This is a genomic window from Streptomyces sp. NBC_00390 (assembly GCF_036057275.1).
Classification (GTDB): domain Bacteria; phylum Actinomycetota; class Actinomycetes; order Streptomycetales; family Streptomycetaceae; genus Streptomyces.
Genome location: NZ_CP107945.1, coordinates 3,694,620 through 3,712,967 on the forward strand (window position 1 = coordinate 3,694,620; position 18,348 = coordinate 3,712,967).

The following is an 18,348-nucleotide window of genomic DNA, read 5'->3' on the forward strand; positions in this document are numbered from 1 at the left end:
CCCGGCATGGCCGTCCGGGCAACCGGGCCCGGTCGTTCTGGTGGGACTGAGCAATCGGCGACGGTGCACCTGACACCACCACCGGATCGGGGGATGACCGGCCGCCCGCGCGATCTTCAACTCCCTAGCGTCATGGGCATGTTGAAGACGAAAGCGACACTCGTCCTCACGATCGCCGCCCTCTCCGTGACCACCGCCACGGCCGCCGCGGCCGCCCCGGCCATGTCCACCCCTGACCGGACCGCCTCCCCTGTCGCCCACACCGACAAGGGGGCGCTCCGCGGCACGCTCACCGGGACGGCGCGCGTGTTCCAGGGGGTCCCGTACGCCGCCCCACGGGCGGGCGCTGGCGGCAGCGATGACCGACGCGCTCTGGGGCCGTACGGCGGTCGACACGAACCGCGCGCTGGGGGCGCGTACGCAGACGTACGCGTACGAGTTCGCCGAGGCCGGGAACCCCTGGTTCAAGGATCTGCCCCGGGGGAGCTTCCCGGTCGGAGCGCCGCATCTCGCCGAGCTGCCGTACCTGTTCGACCTGGGGTGGGCCGAGCCCTTGAACACGGCCCAACAGGCCCTGTCCGCCTCATTGATCGACACCTGGTCGGACTTCGCCCGCACCGGCCGGACGGCCTGGAAGCCGTACACCCCCGCAGCGCCGAATGTGCGGTCGCTGTCGTCCGCCGGGTCGCGGCCGACGGACTTCGAGGGTGGACACAAGTACCCGTTCTGGAAGGAACTTCTCGGCTGACCAAGACTCACATTGGTCTATACCTTGACTGGATCATGACAGCACGCTTGAGTGTGGACACAGCCCCCACCGCGGTCGGCCCGGAGCCAACTATGGCTCCGGGTAAGGCCGTTGTCGTGCAAAGGAGTGAACGAAGTCATGAGAAACCGCCTCATGGCGCTGCTGGTCGCGGTCCTCGTCGCCACCGGTCTGGCCGCCGTACTGATGCCTTCCGCCTCGGCCGCGTCCGCCGCCGGCGTCTGCGACACCGCCCCCAACTGGCAGCAGGGCGCCTGGTACACGACTGGCAACGTTGTCAGGTACAACGGCTCGTACTACATAGCCGAGCACGACAACCCGGGTTACGACCCGACGATCAGCACCTGGTACTGGGACCCGTACACCTGTAGCGGCGGCGGGAACCCGTCCCCCTCCGGGTTCGTGGTCAGCGAGGCACAGTTCAACCAGATGTTCCCGAGCCGGAATTCGTTCTACACGTACAGCGGCCTCACGGCGGCCCTGAGCGCCTACCCGGGCTTCGCCAACACCGGCAGCGACACCGTCAAGAAGCAGGAGGCCGCGGCCTTCCTCGCGAACGTCAGCCACGAGACCGGCGGTCTGGTCCACGTCGTGGAGCAGAACACCGCCAACTACCCGCACTACTGCGACTGGAGCCAGTCCTACGGCTGCCCGGCCGGCCAGGCCGCGTACTACGGCCGCGGGCCGATCCAGCTCAGCTGGAACTTCAACTACAAGGCGGCGGGCGACGCCCTCGGCATCGACCTTCTCAACAACCCCTGGCGGGTGGAGCGCGAATCGGCCGTGGCCTGGAAGACCGGCCTCTGGTACTGGAACACCCAGAACGGCCCCGGCACGATGACCCCGCACAACGCGATGGTCAACCAGGCCGGATTCGGACAGACCATCCGCTCGATCAACGGCTCCCTGGAGTGCGACGGCAAGAACCCGGCGCAGGTCCAGAGCCGGGTCTCCAAGTACCAGCAGTTCACGCAGATCCTGGGCGTCGCCCCGGGCGGGAACCTCTACTGCTGACGCCCCGGCGGGCTCATGAACGGGCCGCGGCCCCGGGGCGTTCCCCCGGGCCCGCGGCCGCACCATGTTGGCGAGATCCACAGGCAACCCGCGGGATCTTCTCCCCGTCCTCCGGGGTCGAGGGCATTCGGGCCAACCGGGCGCCTGGACCACGGGGTTGAGGAGGGGACCGTTGATACGTGCCCGGAGGATATGGGCCACCGCGATAGCGGTGCTCACAGTGGCGGGGGTGTCGCCGGCGGTGGCACAGGCCCAGACGCAGCCACCCGGCATCCGGCCCGCCGCCGCGGCGGACAACGACGGTGATCTGCCACCCGGCTGGCGGATCACGAACACCGACGGCGAGAGCGCGCTGGAATGGCGCTCCCCGAAGCCGGTGCCGGCAGGCGACGCGCGCGTGGAGTTCCATGCCGACGGCAAGCTGGTCGGCGCACCCGAGCCGGACGAGGACGGCCGCACCTTCCGGCTGCCCCTCGACGAGGCACGAACGGCCGACCTGGCCAACCTTGAGGTGATGGCGGCCGGGCGGCGACTGGACCGGGAAGGCCCCGACGCCCGGGACAGGGGTTCCGCGCCACCCGCCGCCAAGCCGCCCGCCCAGCTCCCGGCGGGCTCCGTCGACCCGGGCAAGCCCGGCACCTACGGCACGGTCAGCGGCGAGTACACGCTCGACCCGGTCCGCCTGCCCGGCTTCTCGGCACCCGTCGAGATGCGCGGCGTCGTCGTGGCGCCGAAGGGCGCCACCGGCAAGCGTCCGATCGCGCTGTTCCTGCACGGCCGGCACGCGACCTGCTATGTCCCGGGCAGCGATGAGCCGAACATCGACTGGCCCTGCGCCAAGGGCGCCAAGCCCATCCCGAGCCACCGGGGCTATCTGCGCGACCAGGAGCTGCTGGCCTCCCAGGGCTACGTGACCGTGTCGATCTCCGCCAACGGCATCAACGGCCAGGACGGGAACGCCGAGGACGGCGGCGCGCAGGCGCGTTCCTCGCTGGTGCGGACGCACCTGGCCCGCTGGGCCGACTGGTCCGCGAAGCCGGCCGCGGCACCCGCTGCCGTACGCAAGGCGCCGAAGGCAGACCTGTCCCGCGTCCTGCTCGTCGGCCACTCGCGCGGCGGCGAGGGCGTCAACCGCGCCTCCATGGACAGCCTCTACCCGCCCCCGGCCGACCGGGACGGCTACCGCGGAAAGGTGCGCTGGCACATCCGCGGGACCGTGCTCATCGGACCGACGATCTTCGGCCAGAACCCGGTGCCGGACGTGCCGTCGCTGACGATCCTGCCGGGCTGCGACGGCGATGTCTCCGACCTCCAGGGCCAGGTGTACGCCGACGGCACCCGCGGTGTCAGCCGGGGCAAGGCCCTGCACAGCGCGGTCTACATGGTCGGCGCCAACCACAACTACTTCAACAGCGAGTGGACGCCGGGCCAGGCCCAGGCGCCCGCCGACGACGACTTCTGGCACGACCCCGAGCAGCCGGACCCGGTGTGCTCGCCGGGCACCGCGACCCGGCTGACCGCCGACCAGCAGCACCGGGCCGGCGCCACCTACATCGCCGCCGCGGCCCGGCTGTTCGTCGCCGGGGACGACCGGGTGCGCGAGCTGCTCGACGGTTCGGGCCGCCGGGCCCCCTCCGCCGACCCCGCGCGGGTGCTGACCCACGCGGTCGGCGCGAACCGCGGCGCCGGCTTCCTGCCGGACGGCTCGGTGAAGGTGACCGGCGCACGGCTGTGCTCCGCGGTCGACCCCGACCCGCGCACCGCATGCCTTGACGCGGAGGCCGGCGGCTCCTCGCCGCACTTCGCGCAGTGGCAGCCCCAACGCGAGACCGGCCGCCGCGCCGTGGCACTGCGCTGGTCCGCGCCGGGCTCGGCGGTGAAGGTGCGCCCCGGGAAGCCGCTCTCCGCCAAGGGCGCCAAGAGCCTCGCGCTGCGCGTGTTCGTGCCGCCGAACTCCACCGGAACACAGCTGGACGTCTCCGTCACCGACGCCTCCGGCAAGCGGGCGAACCTCGGCCGCGTCAAGGTGGACGGCCTGCCCGGCAGCGACCGCACCGCCTCCTACTGGGCGCGCGAGGTGCGCGTACCGCTCACCGCCGCCACCCGCGCCGGCCTCGACCTGCGCCGGGTCGCCTCCCTGGAGCTGACCCCGCGCAACCGCTCCGGGCGGGCCTGGCTGATGGACGCCTGGGCCTGGAACCCGGGCACCCCCGCCGTACAGGCGGCCCCGCTGACCCGCGTCGACCTCGGCCGTCTGAAGGTCAAGGAGGGCAACTCGGGCGAACGCACGTACCGGGTGCCCGCACGCGTGTCCGGCAAGGGCAGCGGCACGGTGCGGGTCTACGTCCTGGACCCGGGCACGGGCAAGGGCAAGGACCGGCTGGTGACGGTACGGCCCGGCAGCAGCACCGTCGAGGTGACGGTGAAGGTGAAGGGCAACAAGCGCTACGCCTGGGACGAGTCCCACGATGTGCTCGTGAAGGCGGTCCGAGGGACCGTCGTCGGCTCGCACTCCGGCGGCGTCACCGCCGAGAACGACGACCCGATGCCCAAGATCACCGTGAAGCCGGTCGCCGGCGAGGTGACCGAAGGGCAGCCGCTGAAATGGCGGGTCTCCCTGTCCGCACCCGCCGACGTCGAGATGACGAGGACACTGCGGTTCGTGCCCGTCCCGGGCCGCCCCGAGCTGTCCACCAAGGACGTCGACCGGCAGTGGCTGCTCGACATGATCGGCAACGTACCCGAGGGTGAGGTCCCACTGTCACAGCTGGAGCACGCCTCCCTGTGGGTGTCGATACCGGCCGGGAAGACCAGCGCGGAGGTGACCGTCCCCACGGTCCGGGACCAGGTGGCCGAGCCGAAGGAGTACGTGGGCCTCCAGCCCACCGACGACGAAGGCGAGCCGCACGGCCCGGCGCTGACCGGCACGGTGCTCGACGCGCCGTAGGGCACTGAGCCTCACGGCAGCTGGGCAGCGCCCCAGCCCCCGCCGGGTCGCGCCGGCCGATGCCCTGTGTGTCGGCCGGCGCCTCGCGGGCGAAGCGCGTTGCGGCGAGTGCTACGGGCGCACCGGGCGCCCGCCTGGGCAGGACGAGCGCGGCGACGATCCACCAGCGGGCCCCGACGCCGTCCCCCGCCTGCCGCCTGGACCGCCGCGGGCGCATCCAGGAGCGCACTCGCGGGCCGCTCCGACGGTCACGCAGGCCGCCGCGGCACAGAGGAGACATGAAAAGCGGGCCACCGGGGTGGCCCGCCTTTTCATGTCGGCCCTCACAGCCCGCGCGCGACCTCCGTCGCCCAGTAGGTCAGGATCATGTCCGCACCGGCGCGCTTGATGCCGAGCAGCGTCTCCGCGATCGCCTTGTCCCGGTCGATCCAGCCTTTCTCCGCCGCCGCCTCGACCATCGCGTACTCGCCGCTGATCTGGTACGCCGCGACCGGCACGTCCACCGACTCCGCGACCTTCGCCAGGACGTCCAGATAGGGGCCGGCCGGCTTCACCATCACCATGTCGGCGCCCTCTTCGAGGTCCAGCGCCAGCTCCCGCATCGACTCACGGAGGTTCGCCGGGTCCTGCTGGTACGTCTTGCGGTCGCCGCGCAGGGACGAACCGACGGCCTCGCGGAAGGGCCCGTAGAAGGCGGACGAGTACTTCGCCGTGTAGGCCAGGATCGCCACGTCCTCCTTGCCGATGGTGTCCAGCGCATCGCGGATGACGCCGACCTGGCCGTCCATCATCCCGCTCGGACCCACCACATGGACGCCCGCGTCCGCCTGGACCTGGGCCATCTCGGCGTACCGCTCCAGGGTCGCGTCGTTGTCGACCCGCCCGTCCGCGTCGAGAACGCCGCAGTGCCCGTGATCCGTGTACTCGTCCAGACACAGGTCGGACATGATGACGAGCTCGTCGCCGACCTCGGCCTTCACGTCGCGGATCGCGACCTGGAGGATCCCGTCCGGGTCGGTGCCCGCCGTACCGAGGGCGTCCTTGTTCGCGTCGTCCGGCACCCCGAAGAGCATGATCCCGGCGACACCCGCCTCACGGGCCTCGACGGCCGCCTTGCGCAGGGTGTCGCGCGTGTGCTGCACGACGCCGGGCATCGCGGAGATGGGAACCGGCTCGCTGATCCCTTCCCGTACGAACGCGGGAAGGATCAGGTCGGCCGGATGCAGCCGGGTCTCGGCGACCATGCGCCGCATGGCGGGAGTGGTCCGCAGCCGCCGGGGCCGCGCACCGGGAAAGGATCCATACGCAGTCATACGTGTCACGCTACGCCGGTCCGGAGGGGGCAATTACCGACAGGGCGTCGGGGCGTATGCGGCGGGGAACGCCTGCGGCGGGCGATTCCCCATCCGCCCTCCCCCTACGGCCTGGCGGCCGTGGGAGGTGCCCCCATCCCGTAACCGGGGGCAAGCCCCCGGACCCCGGACGGGCTCCTTTGGAGCCCCGCCGGCGATTGAGGCGCGGGGTCCGGGGCGGAGCCCCGGTAACGGGAAGGGGCGGGTAGGGGAAAAGACCCCCACCCGCCCCTTCAGCGCTCACGCGCCCCGCAACCTACGTCGTCCGGCGACGCCGCCCACCCGGCCGCCGCTCGCTCGGCCGCGTCACATGCTCCCCGGCCTCCACGGCCGCCGCACGCCTGCGCGCACCGAACTCCGCGAGCGCCTCCGCGAGCCTGTGCACCGAAGGCTCCGGCGAGAGCACGTCCACCCGCAGACCGTGCTCCTCCGCCGTCTTCGCGGTCGCCGGGCCGATACAGGCGATCACCGTCACGTTGTGCGGCTTCCCGGCGATACCCACCAGGTTCCGCACGGTCGACGACGACGTGAAGAGCACGGCGTCGAAGCCACCGCCCTTGATCGCCTCACGCGTGTCCGCCGGCGGCGGCGACGCGCGCACGGTCCGGTACGCGGTCACGTCGTCGACCTCCCAGCCCAGGTCGATGAGCCCGGCCACCAGCGTCTCGGTCGCGATGTCCGCACGCGGCAGGAAGACCCGGTCGATCGGGTCGAAGACGGGGTCGTACGGCGGCCAGTCCTCGAGCAGGCCCGCCGCGGACTGCTCACCGCTGGGCACCAGGTCCGGCTTGACCCCGAAGTCCACCAGCGCCGCCGCGGTCTGATCGCCCACCGCCGCGACCTTGATCCCGGCGAAGGCGCGGGCGTCGAGCCCGTACTCCTCGAACTTCTCGCGCACCGCCTTGACCGCGTTGACCGAGGTGAAGGCGATCCACTCGTAACGCCCGGTCACCAGCCCCTTGACCGCACGCTCCATCTGCTGCGGCGTGCGCGGGGGCTCGACCGCGATGGTCGGCACCTCGTGCGGCACGGCACCGTAGGAACGGAGTTGGTCGGAGAGCGACGCCGCCTGCTCCTTGGTGCGCGGCACGAGCACCTTCCAGCCGAACAGCGGCTTGGACTCGAACCACGCGAGCTGGTCGCGCTGAGCAGCGGCGCTGCGCTCACCGACCACGGCTATGACGGGCTGGTGGCCGTCCGGGGACGGCAGCACCTTCGCCTGCTTCAGCGTCTGCGCGATCGTGCCGAGCGTCGCCGTCCACGTGCGCTGCCGCGTCGTCGTACCGGCGACCGTGACGGTCATCGGGGTGTCGGGCTTGCGGCCGGCCGTCACCAGCTCACCCGCCGCCGCGGCGACCGTGTCCAGGGTGGTGGACACGACGACCGTGCCGTCGCTGGCACCGACCTCGGTCCAGCACCGGTCGCTCGCCGTGCGCGCATCGACGAACCGGACGTCCGCGCCCTGCGCGTCGCGCAGCGGGACACCGGCGTACGCGGGCACACCGACCGCGTTGGCGACACCCGGCACCACCTCGAAGGGAATCCCCTCCGAGGCGCAGGCGAGCATCTCCTGACCTGCGTCGGTGTCCAGCCCCGGGTCACCGGTCACCGCACGCACGACCCGCTTGCCGGAGCGCGCGGCCTCCATGACAAGATTGGCCGCATCCCTGAGGACCGGGATCCCGACGGTTGTTGACGACCTGTCAACAACCGTCAGCTCAGGCGTGCTTACGCCCGCCCGCGCATGACCGCGTACGACGTCGAGCACATCAGGCTCGGCGATCAGCACGTCGGCGCATGCGAGCGCCTCCACGGCGCGCAAGGTCAGCAGACCGGGGTCGCCGGGACCGGCCCCCAGGAAGGTGACATGCCCGTGACCGCGTGCGGGAAGGGCTGGATGGTTCGAGGCGGTGGGGCTCAATGTGCTCGCTCCCCCATAAGACCGGCTGCACCCTTGGCGAGCATCTCGGACGCGAGTTCGCGACCGACTGCTATGGCCTCGTCGTGCGACGCGGGTACGGGACCGGTGGTGGACAGCTGCACCAGCGTCGTGCCGTCGGTCGTGCCGACGACGCCGCGCAGGCGCATTTCGGTGACAGCCTGGCCGTCGTCCAGAAGGTCGGCCAGCGCACCCACAGGTGCGGAGCAGCCGGCCTCCAGGGCGGCGAGCAGGGAACGCTCGGCGGTCACGGCGACCCGGGTGTGCGGGTCGTCGAGCTCGGCGAGCGCGGCGGCGAGGTCCGCATTCGCTGCGGTGCACTCGACTGCCAGTGCCCCCTGGCCGGGGGCGGGCAGGACGGAGTCGACCGACAGGAAGTCGGTCACCTCGTCGGTGCGTCCGATCCGGCTGAGCCCGGCCGCGGCGAGAACCACCGCGTCCAGCTCACCGTTTCGGACATAGCCGACGCGGGTGTCTATGTTGCCGCGGATCGGCACGGTCTCGATCTCGAGCCCGTGCGAACGCGCGTACGCGTTCAGCTGTGCCATCCGGCGCGGCGAGCCGGTGCCGACGCGGGCGCCGTGCGGCAGCCGGTCCAGCGTCAGACCGTCGCGCGCGACCAGCACGTCGCGCGGGTCCTCGCGCTTCGGGATCGCGGCCAGCACGAGGTCGTCGTGCTGCGTGGTCGGCAGGTCCTTCAGCGAGTGCACGGCGAAGTCGACCTCGCCGCGCAGCAGCGCTTCGCGCAGCGCGACGACGAACACTCCGGTGCCGCCGATCTGCGCGAGGTGCTCGCGGGAGACATCGCCGTACGTGGTGATCTCGACGAGCTCGACGGCCCGGCCGGTCGCCCGGCGCACCGCGTCCGCCACGTGGCCGGACTGGGCCATGGCCAGCTTGCTGCGTCTGGTCCCGAGCCTCAGTGCCCTCTCGGTCATACTCGCCCTCGGTTCTTGACGTCGGCGTCATTCAGGTCGGCCCGGCTGACGGAAGCGACCGTCTCCGGGTCGAGGTCGAAGAGTGTCCGCAGCGCGTCCGCGTAGCCGGCACCGCCGGGTTCGCCGGCCAGCTGCTTGATCCGCACGGTCGGCGCGTGCAGGAGCTTGTCCACGACACGGCGCACGGTCTGGGTGATCTCGGCACGCTGCTTGTCGTCCAGGTCGGGCAGCCGGCCCTCGAGCCGCGCGACCTCACCGGCCACGACATCCGCGGCCATGGTGCGCAGGGCGACCACGGTCGGGGTGATGTGCGCGGCCCGCTGTGCGGCGCCGAAGGCTGCCACCTCGGTGGCGACGATGCTCCGCACCTGGTCCACGTCGGCGGCCATCGGCGCGTCGGCGGAGGCCTCGGCCAGCGACTCGATGTCGACGAGCCGCACTCCGGCCAGACGGTGGACGGCGGCATCGATGTCGCGGGGCATGGCCAGGTCGAGCAGCGCGAGCCGCACGGGCCCGGTGGTGTGCACCGTGACCGGGTTCCTGTCGGTCCGCGGGGCCCGGGAAGCGTTGTCGACCCAGGCGCCGTGCTGTGCCAGGGCGCCGTCGTCCAGTCCGACAGGGCACGCCTCGGCATCGCCCGGCCGGGCGGCGGCATCGCCTTCACCGGCCGCAGCATCCTCACCAGACGTGGCCGGGAAGCCGGCCGTGTCCTCTGCCCGTCCCGGCACCTCCGCGACCCGCCCGTCCCGCGCAGCGGCCGCGGCCAGCCGGGCGACAACGCTGCCTTCGGGTGCCCTCAGGTCGGCGCCGGAAGACGCCCCCGGCACGACGTGCTGCGCGAGCGCCGTCGCGACGGACTGTGCCGTCAGGACCAGCCCGGTCGCACCGGTGCACGAGACGGCCACATCGGCACGTGTCAGCTCTTCGGCCACGTCCGCCATGGACACGGCATGGGCGCGCACGCCGCCCGGCGCGCTCAGCGCAGCCGCCAGCCGCTCGGCGCGATCCTGGGTCCGGTTCGCGATGACCAGTTCCGACACGCCGAGGCGGGCAAGCGTCGTCGCGGCGAGCGAGGACATCGAGCCCGCGCCGATGACCAGCGCCCGCTTGCCGGCCGCCCACGTCTCGACGGGCGCGCCCGCAGCGAGCTGCTCGAGACCGAAGGTGACGAGCGACTGCCCGGCACGGTCGATCCCGGTCTCGCTGTGCGCGCGCTTGCCGACCCGCAGGGCCTGCTGGAACAGGTCGTTGATCAGCCGTCCGGCGGTGTGCAGTTCCTGCCCGAGGGCCAGGGCGTCCTTGATCTGCCCGAGGATCTGTCCCTCGCCGACCACCATGGAGTCGAGCCCGCAGGCCACCGAGAACAGATGGTGGACGGCCCGGTCCTCGTAGTGCACGTACAGATACGGAGTGAGCTCCTCGAGGCCCACCCCGCTGTGCTGGGCCAGCAGCGTGGACAGCTCGGCGACACCGGCGTGGAACTTGTCCACGTCGGCGTACAGCTCGATGCGGTTGCAGGTGGCCAGTACCGCCGCCTCGGCGGCGGGCTCCGCGGCCAGGGTGTCCTGAAGCAGCTTGATCTGCGCGTCCGAGGGCAGGGAGGCCCGCTCCAGCACGCTCACCGGCGCACTGCGATGGCTCAGCCCGACGACCAGGAGACTCATGCCGGCATCACGGCGGGCACGTCCCCGTCGGGTCCCTTCCGGCCTGCGGCCTCGGCCTCCTCGCCGGCCTTCCGCTGCTCGTGGAAGGCGAGGATCTGCAGCTCGATGGAGAGGTCGACCTTGCGCACGTCGACGCCGTCCGGCACCGACAGGACGGTCGGCGCGAAGTTCAGGATGGAGGTGACTCCGGCGGCGACCAGGCGCTCGCACACCTGCTGGGCCGCGCCCGCGGGCGTCGCGATGACGCCGATGGACACGCCGTTGTCACTGATGATCTTCTCGAGGTCGTCGCTGTGTTGCACGGGCATGCCCGCGACGGGCTTTCCGGCCATTGCCGGGTCGGCGTCGATCAGCGCCGCGACGCGGAATCCACGCGAGGCGAAGCCACCGTAGTTGGCCAGCGCGGCGCCGAGGTTACCGATACCGACGATCACAACCGGCCAGTCCTGGGTCAGCCCCAGTTCACGCGAGATCTGGTAGACGAGATACTCGACGTCGTAGCCGACACCACGGGTCCCGTAGGAGCCGAGGTACGAGAAGTCCTTGCGCAGCTTCGCGGAGTTGACGCCTGCGGCAGCCGCGAGCTCCTCGGAGGAGACCGTGGGTACGGACCGCTCGGACAGCGCGGTGAGTGCGCGCAGATACAGCGGAAGCCGGGCGACGGTGGCCTCGGGGATTCCTCGGCTACGGGTCGCCGGTCGGTGATTTCGGCCAGTTGCCACGGTGCTCCTGCGGGATGAGCGAGGCTGCAGGCGGCCAGATGTTCCGAGACCGCCCCGTCGAATGCAGGCTATGTCTTTGTGAACGCGTGCACAAAGATGGTGTCCCATTTGTCCGAGCAAAGTGACCGGGGTCACGCAATCCGAACACCGGATTCCGGAACCGTGGGCCACCCCGATCCGTTGCAGAGCCGATGGGGGCAAAGCCGTACACACTCCTCACGATGACGCCCCCGAGACCGCTGGATCCGCCTACTGTGCCCTGTCCTCATCGTGTCCCGATAGAGCCCGGCGACCGGCGGAGCAAACCCAGCAAAACGACCATGATGTTAACCGCCGCCGGCGCTACGCCCCCAGCGCGCGACGCAGCCGCTCGGCGTCCACCTTCCAGAAGGTGTGCTGCTCGCCGTCCACCAGCACCACCGGGATCTGCTCCCAGTACGCGCGGTGCAGTTCCTCGTCCTGTGTGATGTCCTTCTCCTCCCACGAAGCACCCGTCTGCGCGCACACCGCCTCGATCACCACCCGCGCGTCGTCACAGAGGTGACACCCGGGCTTCCCGATCAGCGTGACCACGCGCTCACCGGCCTTCTTCTTCGTACGCCGCAACAGGGGACTCATACGCCCATTCTCCGCCCGTCCGCGCCGACTCCGGTTCCTGCCCCGGCGGCCCGTTTAACAGGGAGGTCGCGCACTGTTCACGCCATCGCTTTCCGGCACGTCGGGAAGTGTGGGGGTGACTGGCTATGCTCACGTCATGGCCGCACTGGGATGGCTCACCCCCCGTAGGAGCTCCGCCACCGCACGCAGCGTGCTCGCAGGCGAAGCCGCAGCCGAGGCAGCCCGCAAGTCCTCGCAGGCGTACGAGGTTCTCGACGCAGCGAAGGACGGCATGGCGCCCGCCGCGGAACCGGACTTCCCCGTCGCCGGGGACGACCGCGCCGCCGCCTTCTTCGACCTCGACAACACGGTCATGCAGGGCGCCGCGATCTTCCACTTCGGCCGCGGCCTGTACAAGCGGAAGTTCTTCCAGCGCCGCGAACTGGCCCGCTTCGCCTGGCAGCAGACGTGGTTCCGGCTCGCCGGCGTCGAGGACCCGGAGCACATGCAGGACGTGCGCGAGTCCGCGCTGTCCATCGTCAAGGGCCACCGCGTCTCCGAGCTGATGAGCATCGGCGAGGAGATCTACGACGAGTACATGGCCGACCGCATCTGGCCCGGCACCCGCGCCCTCGCCCAGGCCCATCTCGACGCGGGCCAGAAGGTCTGGCTGGTGACCGCGGCACCGGTCGAGACCGCCACGATCATCGCCCGCCGCCTCGGGCTGACCGGCGCGCTCGGCACGGTCGCCGAGTCCGTCGACGGCGTCTACACCGGCAAGCTGGTGGGCGAGCCGCTGCATGGACCCGCCAAGGCCGAGGCCGTACGCGCCCTGGCCACCGCCGAGGGCCTGGACCTCGGCCGGTGCGCCGCCTACAGCGACTCCCACAACGACATCCCGATGCTCTCGCTGGTCGGGCACCCGTACGCGATCAACCCGGACACCAAGCTGCGCAAGCACGCGCGGGCCCTGGACTGGCGGCTGCGCGACTACCGGACCGGCCGCAAGGCGGCCAAGGTCGGCATCCCGGCCGCGGCAGGTGTGGGAGCGCTGGCCGGTGGCACCGCGGCCGCGGTCGCCCTGCACCGCCGCCGCCGCTGACGCCCCCGTCCCCGGCGTACCCGGCAGGGCGACGCCGTTCGGCGTACCCCTTCACCTGTGCCCACTGCGGGCCGGCGCCCCTGTTCCCCGCGCGTGTCGGCGGCCAATCCCCCGGTGGTGCCCACGACTGCCCCCGGCCAGTCCTGTTACGGGCGCCCGGCCACAACCCACCACCCGAAAAGACAGATCACGAACCAATTCGATCAACAACTGCTCACAATGTGCGACTTGATCTGTCATCCAGGCGTAACAGAAGCGACGGAAACGGCGATTTGAGCAACTGGGTGTAGCACTGCCTGTACGAAGCGTTATTCTCCTCAGACGCATGACGGACCCCACCGGTCCCCACGACGGGTGAACGGTCCCGCACTGCACGTGATGGAAGCTCTGCCTCTGGGAGTCCCGTGTACCCACACGTCGGGGTTGACGCCTCGGGCCTGGCTACGCTGCGCGCAGCGGTCCTCGACCACTTGCGCGGCTTCGTCCCCACCGCGTACGCCGTCCCTGCAATCGCCACGTCCGGCCTCGCCGTCAACGGCCCGGCCGCCCCCTGCTACGCCCTGGCCGACGGTCGCGCCGCAGTGGGCAGACGCGGGAGCCGCAGCACCTCGGGCGCCTCGACCACCGCCCGCAGGCCCACCGCCGACAGCGACAGCGCCCGCATGATGGACCTCGTCGAGCGCGCGCAAGCGGGCGAGGCAGAGGCCTTCGGCCGGCTCTACGACCAGTACAGCGACACCGTCTACCGCTACATCTACTACCGCGTGGGCGGCAAGGCGACGGCGGAGGACCTCACCAGCGAGACCTTCCTGCGTGCCCTGCGCCGCATCTCCACCTTCACCTGGCAGGGCCGCGACTTCGGCGCCTGGCTGGTGACGATCGCCCGCAATCTGGTCGCCGACCACTTCAAGTCGAGCCGTTTCCGGCTCGAAGTGACCACCGGCGAGATGCTCGACGCCAACGAGGTGGAGCGCAGCCCCGAGGACTCCGTCCTCGAATCGCTCTCCAACGCCGCACTGCTCGAAGCGGTCCGCAAGCTCAACCCCCAGCAGCAGGAGTGCGTGACACTGCGCTTCCTGCAGGGCCTCTCGGTCGCCGAGACGGCCAGGGTGATGGGGAAGAACGAGGGCGCGATCAAGACCCTCCAGTACCGGGCCGTCAGGACACTGGCCCGCCTCCTCCCCGAAGACGCCCGCTGAGACACCTCCCCTCCTGTCCCGACCCCCGTATGTCGCCCCCCACACCGTCGACCCTTACCCGACTCACATTCGGTGACGCCCCGATGACTCACTGGTCCGATCATCTTTCGCGCGTAACCCAAGTGCCGCGCCGCTCGTTGTGCGGGATGCAGGCTCCCTGTGGACACGCCATGTCCGCTTCCACTCACTCGTTCGTGTGGATCCGCTCAAGGCGTGCAACCCTCCAGACGCCCAGGGGAGTCGAACGTCATGACGAGAGGAGGTGCCGCCAGTGATCGCGAACGTTTCGGCGCACCGGCGGGCGAACGCCTTCGCCCAGGCCTTGGAAGATCAGGATCCTGAGCAGCCGGACGAGTCGGTCGAACCGACCGAGCACGGACGGCTGTTGGCCCTGGCGAACGGCCTCGGCGAGCTGCCGAAGCCGGAGCTGGACCCCGAGGTCAAAGTGGTGCAGCGAGCCCAGCTCGTGGCCGCCATGGAAGCGATGTTCGCCGCGGGAGGTACAACCTCGGGCCCTCCGGTGCCCGAGCAGCGGGCCCACGGCCGCGGCGCCCATCGGGCCGCCCCGCTCCGGAAGCTCCGACCACGCTCCCGGTGGTCGAAGGGACTTGCGGCCGGTGGACTGACCGTCGGTGTCGCCGCGGGCGCCTTCGGGGGAGTGGCCGCCGCCAGTTCCGACGCCCTTCCCGGTGACTCGCTGTACGGGCTGAAGCGTGGCATGGAGGACTTCAAACTCAACCTGGCGGACGGTGACTCCGACCGGGGCGAGCTCTACCTCGACCAGGCATCGACCCGTCTCAGCGAGGCCCGCCGGCTGATGGAGCGTGCCCGCGCCGGCGACATGGACCACGAATCCCTCGGCGAGGTCCGCCGCACGCTGGGCGGCATGGGCCACGACGTCAGCGAGGGCCACCGCCTGCTGTCCGCGGCGTACGAACGGGACGGCTCGCTCGGCCCGATCGCCACGCTCAATTCGTTCTCCCGCTCGCACCGGGAGACGTGGAACGGACTACGCGACCGCCTGCCCGCCCAGCTGACCGATGTCGGCAAACAGGTGAACGACGCCTTCGACGCCATAGACCAACAGGTCGGCCCGCTCGAGTCGCTGCTGCCCCGCATGCCGGACAGCGGCCGCGGCTCCCGGAGCCCCGGGACCACGCAGGGCTCCGGGCACACAGCGGGCCCCGGCAGCCGCACGGCGCCGTCCTCACCGGACAGCACCGCCGGCCGCACGGGCGAGGACAGCAAGCCGCAGCCGTCCGGCTCCAGTTCGGCCTCGGGTGACGGACTGCTCGGCGGTGGCACGGGCGATCTGCTCGATCCCCCGGCGCAGGGCACCGGCCCGTCCCCGTCCGGCAGGCAGTCCACCGCGCCGGGTCCGGACATCACCATCCCGCCGCTGCTGCCCGGCATCCTGCCGGGCCTCGGCCTCAACGGCGACGACGACGGGTAGCGACGCAAGGCGTCCGTGGACATGCGTGTGGGTGGGCCCCGGCCGGGGCCCACCCACACGCATGTGCTCAGAAGGACATGTGCTCAGAAGAAGACGGACCGGCGCTGCACCAGCAGCTTGTACAGCGTGTGCTGAATCTGCTCCCGGACCTGGTCGGTCAGATTGAACATCAGCATCGGGTCCTCCGCCGCCTCCGGCGGATACCCGTCCGTCGCGATCGGCTCCCCGAACTGGATCGTCCACTTCGTCGGCAGCGGCACCGCCCCGAGTGGCCCCAGCCACGGAAACGTCGGCGTGAGCGGGAAGTACGGGAACCCCAGTAGCCGCGCCAGCGTCTTCGCGTTCCCGAGCATCGGGTAGATCTCCTCCGCCCCGACGATCGAGCACGGCACGATCGGCACACCCGCGCGCAGCGCGGTCGACACGAAACCGCCGCGCCCGAAGCGCTGAAGCTTGTAGCGCTCGCTGAACGGCTTCCCGATGCCCTTGAAGCCTTCCGGCATCACCCCGACGACCTCACCCCGCTGCAGCAGCCGCTCGGCGTCCTCCGCACACGCCAGGGTGTGTCCCGCCTTGCGGGCCAGCTCGTTGACCACCGGCAGCATGAACACCAGATCCGCGGCGAGCAACCGGAGATGACGGCCCGCCGGATGGGTGTCGTGGACGGCCACCTGCATCATCAGCCCGTCCAGCGGCAGCGTCCCCGAGTGATTGGCCACCACCAGTGCCCCGCCGTCGGACGGGATGTTCTCGATGCCCTTCACCTCGACACGGAAGTATTTCTCGTACACCGGCCGCAGCAGCGACATCAGGACCTGGTCGGTCAGCTCCTCGTCGAAGCCGAACTCGTCGACCTCGTAGTCACCGGTCAGCCGGCGGCGCAGGAACGCCAGGCCGCCCGCGATCCGCCGGTCCCACCCGGCAGCGCCCGCCGACCGCGGCGCGGCCTGCCGGGCTGCGGCACCCGGGGCGCCCCCTGCGGCTTCCTCAGCGGTCCTGCCGGCCTCAGTGTCCGTCTGCGTCCCGGAGGGCGCTCCGCCGCCCGACTGCCCGGGCAGCGGGCTCACCGGCGCCTCACGCACCACGGCCGCGGGTTCGGCCTTCCTGCGACCGCCCCCCGCCGGGCGCCGCCGCGCCGGGCGGGGGGCCCCGCCGCGCGAACGGTCGTCGTCGAACGGAATGACCTTGGCGTCCGCCATCGTTGGCTGCGCTCCTTACCTGGCTTGTCCGGCGCTGTGAGTCGTCTGTACGGCCGCAGGCCCACCGCTGTCCGCGCCCGGCAGCGCGGCTGCGAGCCGGTCCACGGCGCTGGAGACCGCTTCGGGCGGGAGCAGTCCCGGAGCCCGGCTGCGGGCGAAGTCCGCAAACGTTTCCGCGGTCGAGAACTTCGGGACGAAACCGAGTGTCTCGCGCATCTGGACCGTACTGACCACCCGGCCGTGGGTGAGCAGCCGGATCTGCTCGGGCGAGAAGTCGGTGACGCCGACCGTACGCAGCGCCGAGCCGACCCAGGTCACCGCCGGCAGCAGCACCGGCAGCGTCGGCCGCCCCAGCCGGCGCGAGCACTGCGAGAGCGTCAGCACCCCTTCCCCGGCGACGTTGAACGTGCCGCTGTTCAGCGTGCCGCGCCGCGGCTCGTGCAGGGCGATCCGCAGCACGTCGATCACATCGTCCTCGTGGACGAACTGCAGACGCGGGTCATAGCCGAAGACGGTCGGCATGACCGGAAGAGCGAAGAACTCGGCGAGCGGGGAGTCCGCGCACGGCCCCAGGATGTTCGCGAAGCGCAGTACGCACACGGCGACATCCGGGCGGCGCCGGGCGAAGCCGCGCACATATCCCTCGACCTCCACCGCGTCCTTGGCGAATCCGCCGCTCGGCAGCGACTTGGGCGGCGTGGTCTCGGTGAAGACGGCCGGATCGCGCGGGGCGGAGCCGTACACGCTCGTACTGGACTTGATCACGAGCCGCTTGACGGTGGGCGACTTCTGGCAGGCACCGAGCAGCTGCATGGTGCCGATGACATTGGTCTCCTTGACCGTGGTACGACCGCCTGCGCCGAGCGGCGTACCCGTGACATCCATGTGCACGACCGTGTCGACGACGTGCTCGGCCAGAACACGCCCTATCGCGGGCTGGCGGATGTCCGCGCGAATGAACTCGGCCCCGCCCAAGTGGTGCGCGGGCGCCACCGCGTCGACCCCGATCACCCGGTCGACCTCGGGATCCCGCTGGATACGCCGCACCAGACGGCCCCCGAGCTGCCGGGCCACCCCGGTGACGAGCACGACCTTTCCCAAGATCAGCGCCTTCCCCTAGGTCCTGTGCGTCACCGTAGCGCTTCGGTGTTGCGCTGTGATGACCGCCGGGCGCACTTTTGCCGTAAACGCACCTCGGCCCTTCCACCAGGTGGTGGAAGGGCCGAGAACACGTACAGCTGCCGCTTACTTCTTGTTGCGACGCTGAACGCGGGTGCGCTTGAGCAGCTTGCGGTGCTTCTTCTTGGCCATCCGCTTACGCCGCTTCTTGATAACAGAGCCCACGACTACCCTCGCTCACTTCTCTTCACTCGGTGCGGGGCGTCTGGGCCCACACGACCTACGTCGGCCTAGCCTACCTGCCGCCGAGTGAGGGACGTAATCCGAGGGGAATCGT

The 18,348-nt window shown here is 71.1% G+C and carries 15 protein-coding genes; 6 read left to right on the forward strand and 9 right to left on the reverse strand.

Translation table 11 applies throughout. From position 1 onward, the window contains the following. The first annotated feature begins 346 nt into the window (after positions 1–346). The 3 genes from OHS70_RS15910 (at position 347) to OHS70_RS15920 (ending at position 4,727) form a co-directional block, all read left to right on the forward strand. Complete coding sequence (locus OHS70_RS15910) at positions 347–748, forward strand: carboxylesterase family protein (RefSeq protein ID WP_328405655.1); 402 nt, start codon at positions 347–349, stop codon at positions 746–748. A 138-nt stretch (positions 749–886) separates the two neighbouring features. Next, complete coding sequence (locus OHS70_RS15915; RefSeq protein ID WP_328397971.1) at positions 887–1,780, forward strand: glycoside hydrolase family 19 protein; 894 nt, start codon at positions 887–889, stop codon at positions 1,778–1,780. Positions 1,781–1,952: 172 nt separating this feature from the next. Next, a complete protein-coding gene (locus OHS70_RS15920) occupies positions 1,953–4,727 on the forward strand; it encodes a hypothetical protein (protein WP_328397973.1) in 2,775 nt (924 codons plus the stop codon). Positions 4,728–5,050: 323 nt separating this feature from the next. On the opposite strand, the gene hemB is transcribed toward OHS70_RS15920, so the two are convergent. From hemB to OHS70_RS15950, 6 genes are all read right to left on the reverse strand, one after another. Beyond that, positions 5,051–6,040, reverse strand: a complete 990-nt coding sequence (gene hemB, locus OHS70_RS15925; protein ID WP_328397975.1) for a porphobilinogen synthase — start codon at positions 6,038–6,040, stop codon at positions 5,051–5,053. A gap of 295 nt (positions 6,041–6,335) precedes the next feature. After that, positions 6,336–8,000, reverse strand: coding sequence for a bifunctional uroporphyrinogen-III C-methyltransferase/uroporphyrinogen-III synthase (locus OHS70_RS15930; RefSeq protein ID WP_328397977.1), 1,665 nt, complete (start codon positions 7,998–8,000; stop codon positions 6,336–6,338). After that, positions 7,997–8,956 (reverse strand): hydroxymethylbilane synthase, encoded by a 960-nt coding sequence (gene hemC / locus OHS70_RS15935; RefSeq protein ID WP_328397979.1) that lies wholly within the window; start codon positions 8,954–8,956, stop codon positions 7,997–7,999. Before hemC ends, OHS70_RS15930 begins: the two co-directional genes overlap by 4 nt. Further along, on the reverse strand, positions 8,953–10,620 hold the full coding sequence (locus tag OHS70_RS15940) for a glutamyl-tRNA reductase (RefSeq protein ID WP_328397981.1): 1,668 nt from the start codon (positions 10,618–10,620) through the stop codon (positions 8,953–8,955). The genes hemC and OHS70_RS15940 overlap by 4 nt, the downstream gene beginning before the upstream one ends. Further along, positions 10,617–11,342: a redox-sensing transcriptional repressor Rex gene (locus OHS70_RS15945; protein ID WP_328397983.1), complete on the reverse strand. Its 726-nt coding sequence runs from the start codon at positions 11,340–11,342 to the stop codon at positions 10,617–10,619. The genes OHS70_RS15940 and OHS70_RS15945 overlap by 4 nt, the downstream gene beginning before the upstream one ends. Positions 11,343–11,684: 342 nt before the next feature. After that, the gene (locus OHS70_RS15950; protein ID WP_328397985.1) at positions 11,685–11,960 is read right to left on the reverse strand and encodes a glutaredoxin family protein; all 276 of its coding nucleotides are present in this window, start codon (positions 11,958–11,960) and stop codon (positions 11,685–11,687) included. A gap of 136 nt (positions 11,961–12,096) precedes the next feature. On the opposite strand from OHS70_RS15950, the gene OHS70_RS15955 reads away from it, so the two are divergent. The 3 genes from OHS70_RS15955 to OHS70_RS15965 all read left to right on the forward strand — a co-directional run bounded on the left by OHS70_RS15955 (position 12,097) and on the right by OHS70_RS15965 (position 15,693). Next, positions 12,097–13,041: an HAD family hydrolase gene (locus OHS70_RS15955; protein ID WP_328397987.1), complete on the forward strand. Its 945-nt coding sequence runs from the start codon at positions 12,097–12,099 to the stop codon at positions 13,039–13,041. A gap of 404 nt (positions 13,042–13,445) precedes the next feature. Then, positions 13,446–14,240 carry an ECF subfamily RNA polymerase sigma factor, BldN family gene (locus OHS70_RS15960; RefSeq protein WP_328397989.1) on the forward strand — a complete coding sequence of 265 codons (795 nt, stop codon included), beginning with the start codon at positions 13,446–13,448 and terminating at the stop codon, positions 14,238–14,240. A 271-nt stretch (positions 14,241–14,511) separates the two neighbouring features. Then, positions 14,512–15,693 (forward strand): DUF5667 domain-containing protein, encoded by a 1,182-nt coding sequence (locus OHS70_RS15965; protein WP_328397991.1) that lies wholly within the window; start codon positions 14,512–14,514, stop codon positions 15,691–15,693. Positions 15,694–15,776: 83 nt separating this feature from the next. On the opposite strand, the gene OHS70_RS15970 is transcribed toward OHS70_RS15965, so the two are convergent. From OHS70_RS15970 to OHS70_RS15980, 3 genes are all read right to left on the reverse strand, one after another. Continuing rightward, positions 15,777–16,892 carry a lysophospholipid acyltransferase family protein gene (locus tag OHS70_RS15970; protein WP_328397993.1) on the reverse strand — a complete coding sequence of 372 codons (1,116 nt, stop codon included), beginning with the start codon at positions 16,890–16,892 and terminating at the stop codon, positions 15,777–15,779. 15 nt (positions 16,893–16,907) lie between these two features. Further along, complete coding sequence (locus tag OHS70_RS15975; protein WP_328397995.1) at positions 16,908–17,993, reverse strand: NAD-dependent epimerase/dehydratase family protein; 1,086 nt, start codon at positions 17,991–17,993, stop codon at positions 16,908–16,910. 144 nt (positions 17,994–18,137) lie between these two features. Next, complete coding sequence (locus OHS70_RS15980) at positions 18,138–18,236, reverse strand: 30S ribosomal protein bS22 (RefSeq protein WP_003948845.1); 99 nt, start codon at positions 18,234–18,236, stop codon at positions 18,138–18,140. Between the last annotated feature and the right edge of the window lie 112 nt (positions 18,237–18,348).